A 453-nucleotide genomic window follows, 5' to 3' on the forward strand; every position below is an offset into this window, starting at 1 on the left:
CCACCAGCACGGTCAGGATGAACATGATGGACCGGACGGCGAACTGGCCGCTGGTGTGCAGCGTCCGGGTGACCTGGGAGTGGAGCAGCGTATGCCGTGCCCGGGAGGCGAGGAAGATCGCCAGGCCGGTCAGGAGGACAAACCCGAGAAGCACCGCCGTGGCCGGCCCCAGTTCCCTGCCGCTGAAGAACAGCGAGATCGCCACCAGGGGGCCAAACTCCCCCGCCGCACCCAGTGCCGTGACCGCGATGCCCATCGGGGACTTCAGTTCGCCGGCGTCGCGGAGGATCGGCAGCAGCGCGCCCAGCGCCGTGGAGCACAGGGCGACGCCGATAATCACGGCAGCAGCCGGTGACGGGCCCAGGACAAACCCGGCGCCGATGCCTCCCGCCAACGAGATGACCCAGCCGGCGGCGGCACGGTTGACCGGCCTTCCCCGGATCACGGCGAAAT

1 protein-coding gene is annotated in these 453 nt (G+C 69.8%); it reads right to left on the bottom strand.

What is annotated here, in order from left to right; translation table 11 throughout:
• On the bottom strand, positions 1–453 hold a 453-nt coding region (locus P2Q66_RS06065), incomplete at both ends, for a cation:proton antiporter (protein ID WP_345795620.1).

Source organism: Arthrobacter sp. Cr_A7, from assembly GCF_029222765.1.
GTDB lineage: Bacteria > Actinomycetota > Actinomycetes > Actinomycetales > Micrococcaceae > Arthrobacter.